The sequence below is a fragment of the Arthrobacter sp. P1_B11 genome, from assembly GCF_056406715.1.
The window spans coordinates 53,122-61,564 of sequence record NZ_JBFTZQ010000029.1; the positions used below are offsets into that span (position 1 = coordinate 53,122).

Sequence of the window (8,443 nt, forward strand, 5' to 3'; positions counted from 1 at the left end):
TCTCGAAAGCCGAGGGTTGGAAGAGCGGCTGGTGAGTCTCGGCCGCCCGCAGTTCATGGCTCAAACCATTGGCTGGCGCCTCCGCCAGTCCAAGGAATTGATTCCAGGGACTGGCCCTCCCCCGTTCCAGCGTCTGCCGACGACGATACCGGTACATTTTGGCTGATTCAGCGGGCATGGCCGGACAAGACACCAGGAGAATTTGTACTGGAGGTTTTGACTCCGGGACGGCCCGGCGTCAGGGGAGCTCATCTGCGTCACGGGCAGTTCGAACTTATCCCGTTGGACGATCCGGGGCTGCCCGCCTTGCGGGGGGAAGCGGAGCGGGGGGAATTGATTTCGTACTGGCCCCACCACCAGGCGGTCGTCCGGGCGGAGGGCCGCTACATAAAGATCTTCGAGCCAGGCGGCGCCGTCGTACCGGCCGAGCGCTGTGCACAAATGGACGTCCTGCTGGACGCCGGCAACTTCACAACACCCAGAATTCTCCGTCAGAGTTCCCAGGAGGACGTCATCGTTTTCAGCGCCATCGAGGGACAGACTCTGAACGAGCTGGGCCAGGTGGAGGCCGCCGTCTGCGATCAAGAGTTCGCCAGGGCGTGGGAGAAATGGTCGCGCGCCTGGGTCACGGAACTGAACGGCTCCTATGGTCCCGCGGCACAGAGCGTTCTCTACAGCCTTCCGCTCCGTTCAGCAGAGTGGGAAGCCACGAAGGCGTGGCGACGGGTGGACGACTGGTTGCGGCACAATGAAAACGTCCCCGAGTTGTCGTCTCAGCGCGATGCCTTGCGTGCCGCTGCAGAGCAAGTGGCCACGAACCTGCTTCGGACAACACCGGATCCTCTGGTATGGGCCCACGGAGACCTTTACGACAGGCAAATCATCGTTCCTGCCGACGAAATGCCGCCCGGATTGCTGGACTTCGACAGTACGGCCCAACACGAGGCCGCCCGGGATCTGGCCGGCCTGGACGTCCGACTGGAGCTTCATCTGCGAAATAACCGCATGACGCCCGAAAGATATCTGACGGCTCACAGGCAGGTGCTGGCCGCCGCCGAGGAACTGCACGTCAGCCCGGCCCGGTTCGATGCGTACTCGGACGCCTTCTGGCTCCGTCTGGCACTTTCTCCGTTACCTGGACGCTTCTCCCTGGCCATCGCCGTCCTCGCGGAACGCGCGGCACGGGAGCTGAGACAGTGAGCCCCCCGGCAGATGACGGCTCCACCCGCAGCGACAGCCGTCCACGATCCTCGACGCCGACCTCATCCTGGTGATGGAGGCCGGGCAGATCGTGGAGCAGGAGAATGCATGCTGAGTTGTTGGCGGCCGGCGGGGCGTACTCGGCGCTGTTCGCGGCTCCAGTGGCGGAGGTTTAAGGGTCTGGGGTCTGGGGTCAGCGTCGGCGTTGGTCTTGGTGCGCCTGGGCTACGAAGTGCTCAACCCGACGATCCGGAACAAGCCAGATCAGCGCCACCACGGTATAGACCGCAACTCCCAGTAACGGCTGTACTGCGCTCAGCGCAAGGCCCGTCAAATAGATCAGCGGGGACGCCTTGCCTTTCCAGTCCCTGCCGACGGCCCGGGCGAGGGCACCCTCCCTGCCCTGATGGCGGATGAGGGTCTGCTGCAGGATGAAGTAGGCGATGGCCGCGCAGAGGAGGTTGATCCCATATACAAGAACCGGGACCTGTAAAAACCCGGACTCGTCCATCCAACGGGTGCTGAACGGGAAGAGCGAGAGCCAGAACAAGAGGTGCAGGTTCGCCCAGAGGATCCCGCCGTTTACTCGGTCGGCCAAGTGGATCATGTGGTGGTGGTTGTTCCAGTAGATGCCCACGTAAACGAAACTGAGCAGGTAGCTGAGGAAGGTGGGCAGCACAGCGGCCAACCCCTGCCAGGTCGGTTCGTGCGGCACACGCAGCTCGAGCACCATGATGGTGATGATGATGGCCAGTACGCCATCGCTGAATGCCTCCAGCCGATTCTTGTTCACAAAGTTCCCTTCATCAGCGCCTCATCCCAGCTTTACGTAGTACCGGATATGAGCTTCCCCTACTTTGCCTTGGTCGAGGCCGTTGCGTCGATTGACTGCCGAGGCATCCATGAGCCCGGCACGCGCAGCACCCCAACCGCCGCCACCAAATAAGGCACCGGATCCGCGTCCGACCCCGCAGCCCACTGCATCCAGGCCTCGAACGTCGCCCCGAGATAAGCGGCGCACAGATACCCAGCAACATCCTCGCTGATTCCAGCCGATATCAGGCAAGCGCGCGTCCGCTCCCGCTGCGGCGCCAGCGACTCGTAGCTCCGGCTGGCCAGTTCGGGGTGTTCAGCGATCAGGCGAAGCCGGCCGCGCGTGACCTCCAGGTCAGGGAGAACAGCAACTCCAGCGACAGCCGCATCTCGCAGCCCCGCCAGCATGTCGCCGTCGGAAGCGCCCGCAACGCTAAAGGAATCCAAAACCCGCCCCGATGCCTCGATCACCGGCTCCATTCCGCCCCAGATGAGTTCGGCCTTGCTGGAGAAGTAGCGGTATAGGCTCTTGCGCCCGATCCCCGCCTCGCGCGCGATGTCCCCCATGGAGGTCTGCTCGTAGCCGCGCTCGGCGAACAGCCGCAGCGCGATGGCGGCCACGGCGTTGGGATCAATCGTCACCGGGCGACCGGTGGAGCGCGGAACGGCGGTCTTCAAAGCATCCGAAGGCATCCCACCAGTATTCACCCTTACATAATGACACAGAGTGTCATAAGGTGGATCGCACCACGATCAGCAACGTCTGGAAGGACATCATGGGCAACGGAGCTACATGGCAGGAAGCCGCCACCAGCGGCCGCTTCGCCGGCAAGACCGTCATCGTCACCGGGGCGGCCTCCGGCATCGGCCAGGCCACCGCCCTGCGCGTCGCCAAGGAAGGCGGCCGCGTCATCGCCGCCGACATCAGCAAGGAACGCCTGGATGACCTGGTAGCCGAGAACGCCGGACTGGACCTGGTCCCCGTGGCCGGCGACATCTCCACCGAGGAGACCGTGGCCGCCGTCGTCGCCGCCGCCGGCGGACAGGTCGATGCGCTGGCGAACGTCGCCGGCATCATGGACAACTTCGCCCCCATCCACGAAGTGGACGACGACCTCTGGGAGCGCGTCTTCCGGATCAACGTCACCGCCCTCATGCGCCTGACCCGCGCCGTGGTGCCGATGATGCTCGACGCCGGCACCGGCTCGGTGGTCAACGTCGCCTCCGAGGCCGGCCTGCGCGGGTCCGCCGCCGGCGCGGCCTACACCGCGTCTAAGCACGCCGTCGTCGGCCTGACCAAGAACTCGGCCGTGATGTACGGGCCCAAGGGCCTGCGCTTCAACGCCGTGGCCCCCGGCCCCACCATCACCAACATCGTGGCCAACTGGGGATCCCAGCTCGCGGCCGAACGCCTCGGCCCGCTGATGCAGGCCACCGTCCCCACGCCCGCCACCGCGGCGCAGCTCGCCGCCTCGATCACCTTCCTGCTCAGCGACGACGGCACCAACATCAACGGCGCGATCCTCGCGTCCGACGGCGGCTGGTCGGCGCTGTAGGGGAGCGGCACCAAACGCAAACGGACGACGGCGGGACATCCCGCCGTCGTCCGCTCACCGTCGCTGCGCACAGCAGATGCCGGCGGCGAATAGGCTCCCACGAGTACCGGGCGAGACCAGGTTGGTGAACCTGATGATGCGGTTCTACGAGCTGGATGCGGGGCGGATAACGCTCGACGGCGAGCACGGATCCGTGGCTGTTCGGCGGATCGACCCGGGACAACATTGCGTACGGGCGCCCTTCGGCTACAGAGGTGGAGATCCTAGGGGCCGCGCGGGCCATGTACGTGGACCGGTTCGTGCACTCGCTGCCGGAGGGCTACGACACCGTGCTGGAGAACGAGGGTTCTAACGTGTCGGCGGCGAGAAGCAGCTGCTGACGATTGCCCGGGCGTTCCTGGCACGGCCGTCTGTTTCGATTTTGGATGAAGCGACTTCTTCTGTGGACACCCGGACCGAGGTGCTGGTGCAGAAGGCGATGAGTGCCTTGCGCTCGGACCGGACAAGCTTCATGATCGCGCACCGCCTGTCCACCATCCGCGACGCCGACCTCATCCTGGTGATGAAAGCCGGGCAGATCGTGGAGCAGGGGCCCACACTTCGTTGTTGGCTGCGGGTGAAGCGTACTCGGCGCTGTATGCGGCACAGTTCGCGGCTCCTGTGGCGGAGGTTTAGCGCGGCTGGCGTATCAGTATTGTCAGGTTGAGCTCTAAGCGCCTCTTGAGCTGTGTCAGAAAAAGGGGAATCACACCCTATGCTGACGCCCATTCGGCTTCTTACCTGACGTCAGGTTGGGGTGTAGTTCATTTTGGATATGAGGGTCCGCCGCACTACGCCTGTTCCCGCGTCTTGGAGCCGGCGGTTGCAAGACGCGGGAATGCGAGACAAACGTTGGTTTAGTTGCGGCAAGGTCCTAGGCCTCTCGTCACTCTCTCTGAAGTTCTGCCGGGCTCGTTTGTCATCGGTACTGCTGTGTGACAAGCCCCTCAAGAAACTACGCCCGGACCGTTCGCATCGTGCCTTCTCTGATACTGAAATGAACGATCCGGCACCGTTTCGGGGAGAGCCCATTTGCCTGGTCTCAGCGGCTGGCACCGCTCTCTATACGTGAATTCGCCGGTTCTTCCCGCCGTTCGCGAGGGGATGCTAGGAGCCGCCGGGCTCACGCGGGCTGAGCGTGCGCCCGGCAGGTCAGATCACCTAGGCGGTCAGGCCACCTGCGCCGTCAGACCGGCCGCCTTGATCGCCGTCGCCGCGGCGGTCTCGTCGTTGTCGGAGCTGTCCCCGCTGATGCCGACGGCACCTGTGATCGTGCCGTCTTCATCGCGCACGAGGACGCCACCGGGCACAGGGATCAGGCGGCCTGCGAGAGCGGCGGTCGCAGCGGCGATGAAGTAGGCCTGCTGCTCGGCGCGCTCCATGATGGCCCGCGATCCCATCCCGAGGGCGAGGGCACCGTAGGCCTTGCCTTGGGCAATTTCAAAGCGGTTATTCGAAGCGCCGTCCTGGCGAGAGACGGCGATGACGTGGCCTCCTGCGTCGAGCACGACAACGGTCAGCGGTTTGAAGCCGTGTTCCTGACCCGTCGCGAGGGCCTGGGCGATGATCGACTGGGCAGTCGCTAGGTCAATGTTCATGAGGTGCTCCTGGCAAGGTCGTGGATGTGTTTCTGCGTGGCTCGGCGCAAGTGTAAAACGGGTTCGGTGTATCCGGACGGCTGCGCGACGCCGTCAAGTACGAGCTCGCGGGCGGCTAGGAACCCCTCGGTGTCGAACGCAGGGGACATCGGCAAATAGTCGGGATCTGAGGCGTTCTGCTCGTCGACGACCGTGGCCATGCGGCGCAGCGATTCTTCCACTTGCTCCGTGGTTACAACCCCGTGCCGGACCCAGTTGGAGACATGCTGCGAGCTGATGCGGCAGGTGGCCCGATCCTCCATGAGCGCCACGCCCTGAATATCGGGAACCTTGGAGCACCCGATGCCGGCATTCACCCAGCGCACGACGTAGCCCAAGGTGCTCTGGATGTTGTTGTCCAGCTCGTTGCGTCGAGCATCGGCGTCCCAATCGGAGGGGTCCCCGACCGGGATGGTGAGAAGCTGCCGCAACGTGGACCGGCGCGCCCCACCGAGCTCGGCCTGCCGGGCGTCCACGTCGACGTGGTGGTAGTGGATGGCGTGCAGGGTCGCGGCGGTCGGCGAGGGAACCCAAGCACAGTTGGCGCCGGCGAGCGGGTGCGCGATCTTCTGGGCGAGCATATCCGCCAGGTTGTCCGGTGCCGCCCACATGCCCTTGCCGATCTGGGCCCGGCCGCGGAATCCGCATTCCAGTCCAATGTCGACGTTGGCGTCCTCGTAGGCGGCAATCCAGCTGGAAGTGCGCATGTCGGCCTTGCGCACCATGGGCGCTGAGAGCATCGAGGTGTGGATCTCGTCGCCGGTGCGATCCAGGAATCCGGTGTTGATGAATACCACGCGGTCGCGCGCCTCCCAGATACACGCCTTGAGGTTGGCCGAGGTGCGGCGCTCCTCGTCCATGATTCCGATCTTGAGGGTGAGTGGGTCAAGGCGCAGCACGGACTCTGTGCCCGCGAGTAGAGCGCAGGCCACTGCCACTTCGCGCGGTCCGTGCATCTTTGGCTTCACGATGTATACCGAGCCTGTCCGCGAATTGTTGCGTGCGTTCGGCCCGCGCAGGTCGTGCACGGAGCCGAGGCCGGTAAACAGGGCGTCGAGGATCTCCTCCGGCACCGGCTCACCGGCTGTATCGAGAACGGCGTCACTCGTCATGAGGTGGCCGACTTGGCGGATGAGCAGCAGCGAGCGGCCCGAAAGGGCCAGTTCGGATCCGTCAGGTGCGGTGTAGACGCGATCGGTGTTCAGCCGTCGGGTATAGGTACCCCCGCCCTTGGCGACCTCGGCGGTCAGAGTGCCCTGCATCAGCTGCAGCCAGTTGCGGTAGCCGACCACCTTGTCCTCGGCGTCGACGGCCGCCACCGAGTCCTCAAGGTCCATGATTGTAGTGATCGCGGATTCCAGCACGATGTCTTTCACGCCGGCTGGGTCGCCCGAGCCGATGAGATGGGTGAAGTCGATCTGGATCTCCACGTGCAGGCCATGATGGACGAGCAGCACGGACTCAGGCGCATCCGCGGTGCCCCGATAGCCGCGGAGCTGGTCGCGCTTGGCCAGCTCTGTCATGCCGTTCGGGGTCTCGGCGACAAGGAGGCCGTCTGCGATACGGTAGGCGGTGACATCTGCGTGCGAGCCGGCCGCCAATGGCACGTGCTCGTCCAGGAACTGTCGCCCGCGGGCGACGACGGCGATGCCCCGAACCGGGTTGTAGCCGCTCGTTCGCTCACGTCCCTCCGCTTCGTCGATGACGTCGGTTCCGTACAAGGCATCGTACAGCGAGCCCCAGCGGGCGTTGGCCGCGTTGATCGCAAAGCGTGCATTCAGCAGCGGCACGACCAGCTGGGGGCCGGAGATCGTGGCGATTTCGGGGTCGACCTTATTGGTCGTAATAGTGAAATCCGCAGGCTCATCGGCCAAGTAACCGATCGAACGCAGGAACTCCTCGTAGACCTCCGGGTCCCCCGGACCGTTCAAGCGGTGGAACTCGTCAATCTGCTGCTGCAGCAGGTCACGGACATCCAGCAGGTCGCGCACCTGCGGCGAGAACTCCCCGATTAGCGCCGCGGCGCCGCTCCAAAATTCCTCCTCCTCGATCCCCGTGCCCGGCAACGCCTCGTCCCGTACAAAGGCATGGAGCTCTTCGGCGACACTAAGGCCGTTAGTTTCTATCCGGTGTGACATGTTCCTCGTCCATCCAAGTTATTCCGCACAGCGGAAAGATTATTTCAACAAGTAGAACCTAACGAGAGCAACGCTGCCTGTCAACGCTCAAGTGCAATTCGCTCACGACGTCGTCTCGGCGATCCCGCTCCGGTCGGCGCTAACGGCTAAAAGCAAGTTCAACTTTTCCCCACAAGACCATTGACTAGTGGTCAGACCGATACGTAAAGTCAATCCATAACGCAGAATATTTTTATCGTATGGTGGAAAAGGTGCCTTGGATCTTCAAGCTCCGTACCGGAAGCCGTCGGGGAACCTGCCCCGTAAATTGACGCTTTCAGTCCTATGCGCCACGTACTCTCTCCCTCCCCGCTCCAAATACAAAGGAGTCTTTTGTGAGCACTTACCAGCAAGTCGTGGATCCCCTCTGGGGTTCGCTTGGCCTATCCGCCTTGTGTGCGGCGTTGCCGTTGCTTCTTCTGTTTGTCTTGTTGGGTGTCTTCCGTGTGAAAGCGGCAAAAGCTGCCCTGACAAGTCTGCTGCTATCAATTGTCTTGGCCACCATGGTTTGGCAGATGCCCTTGGATCAGGCTCTTAGCGCCACTGCCGCCGGCGCCTTTTACGGCCTGTTCCCGATTCTGTGGATCCTGGTGAACGCCCTGTGGATTTACAAGCTCACCGTGGCCACTCCGTGGTTCGATGCCCTCGGCCGGACCATCCGGTCCATTTCCAACGACCTGCGCATCCTCTCCATCCTGATTGCGTTTTGCTTCGGTGCGCTGCTGGAGTCCCTGGCTGGTTTCGGTGCACCGGTGGCGATCACCGCGGCGATGCTGATGGCCGCCGGCATGAAACCGCTCAAGTCCGCCGTTGTCTCGCTCCTTGCCAACACAGCCCCGGTGGCCTTCGGTGCCATGGCTGCTCCCATCATTGCCCTGAACGGGGTCACCGGCCTGCCCTTGCACGATCTGTCCTCGATGGCCGGCCGGCAAACACCCTTTGTCGCCCTGATCGTGCCGCTGCTGCTCGTCTTTATCGTGGACGGCAAGCGTGGCCTGAAGCAGACCTGGCCCGTGGCGCT

7 protein-coding genes and 2 pseudogenes are annotated in these 8,443 nt (G+C 63.7%); 5 read left to right on the forward strand and 4 right to left on the reverse strand.

Going from position 1 to position 8,443, the window contains the following annotated elements; all coding sequences use genetic code 11:
• The first annotated feature begins 333 nt into the window (after window positions 1–333).
• Both AC1D14_RS18820 and AC1D14_RS18825 read left to right on the forward strand, forming a co-directional pair.
• Entirely contained in the window at window positions 334–1,200 is an 867-nt protein-coding gene (locus AC1D14_RS18820) for a phosphotransferase (RefSeq protein WP_476882269.1), read from the forward strand.
• A gap of 40 nt (window positions 1,201–1,240) precedes the next feature.
• Window positions 1,241–1,376: pseudogene (locus AC1D14_RS18825) on the forward strand (ABC transporter ATP-binding protein); the annotation flags it as partial.
• A gap of 17 nt (window positions 1,377–1,393) precedes the next feature.
• Here the strand turns inward: AC1D14_RS18825 and AC1D14_RS18830 are convergent.
• A complete protein-coding gene (locus AC1D14_RS18830) occupies window positions 1,394–1,993 on the reverse strand; it encodes a TMEM175 family protein (RefSeq protein WP_230118417.1) in 600 nt (199 codons plus the stop codon).
• Between the two features lie 59 nt (window positions 1,994–2,052).
• On the reverse strand, window positions 2,053–2,706 hold the full coding sequence (locus tag AC1D14_RS18835; protein WP_476968970.1) for a TetR/AcrR family transcriptional regulator: 654 nt from the start codon (window positions 2,704–2,706) through the stop codon (window positions 2,053–2,055).
• A gap of 83 nt (window positions 2,707–2,789) precedes the next feature.
• Here AC1D14_RS18835 and AC1D14_RS18840 point away from each other — a divergent pair, with 83 nt between their 5' ends.
• Both AC1D14_RS18840 and AC1D14_RS18845 read left to right on the forward strand, forming a co-directional pair.
• On the forward strand, window positions 2,790–3,569 hold the full coding sequence (locus AC1D14_RS18840) for an SDR family NAD(P)-dependent oxidoreductase (protein WP_476882292.1): 780 nt from the start codon (window positions 2,790–2,792) through the stop codon (window positions 3,567–3,569).
• A 97-nt stretch (window positions 3,570–3,666) separates the two neighbouring features.
• Window positions 3,667–4,244: pseudogene (locus AC1D14_RS18845) on the forward strand (ATP-binding cassette domain-containing protein); the annotation flags it as partial.
• A gap of 533 nt (window positions 4,245–4,777) precedes the next feature.
• Here the strand turns inward: AC1D14_RS18845 and AC1D14_RS18850 are convergent.
• Window positions 4,778–5,206 (reverse strand): GlcG/HbpS family heme-binding protein, encoded by a 429-nt coding sequence (locus tag AC1D14_RS18850; RefSeq protein WP_476882266.1) that lies wholly within the window; start codon window positions 5,204–5,206, stop codon window positions 4,778–4,780.
• Window positions 5,203–7,383 (reverse strand): malate synthase G, encoded by a 2,181-nt coding sequence (locus AC1D14_RS18855; protein ID WP_476968971.1) that lies wholly within the window; start codon window positions 7,381–7,383, stop codon window positions 5,203–5,205. The genes AC1D14_RS18850 and AC1D14_RS18855 overlap by 4 nt, the downstream gene beginning before the upstream one ends.
• Before the next feature lie 374 nt (window positions 7,384–7,757).
• Here AC1D14_RS18855 and AC1D14_RS18860 point away from each other — a divergent pair.
• The coding region (locus AC1D14_RS18860) for an L-lactate permease (protein ID WP_476968972.1) at window positions 7,758–8,443 on the forward strand (686 nt) is incomplete at its 3' end.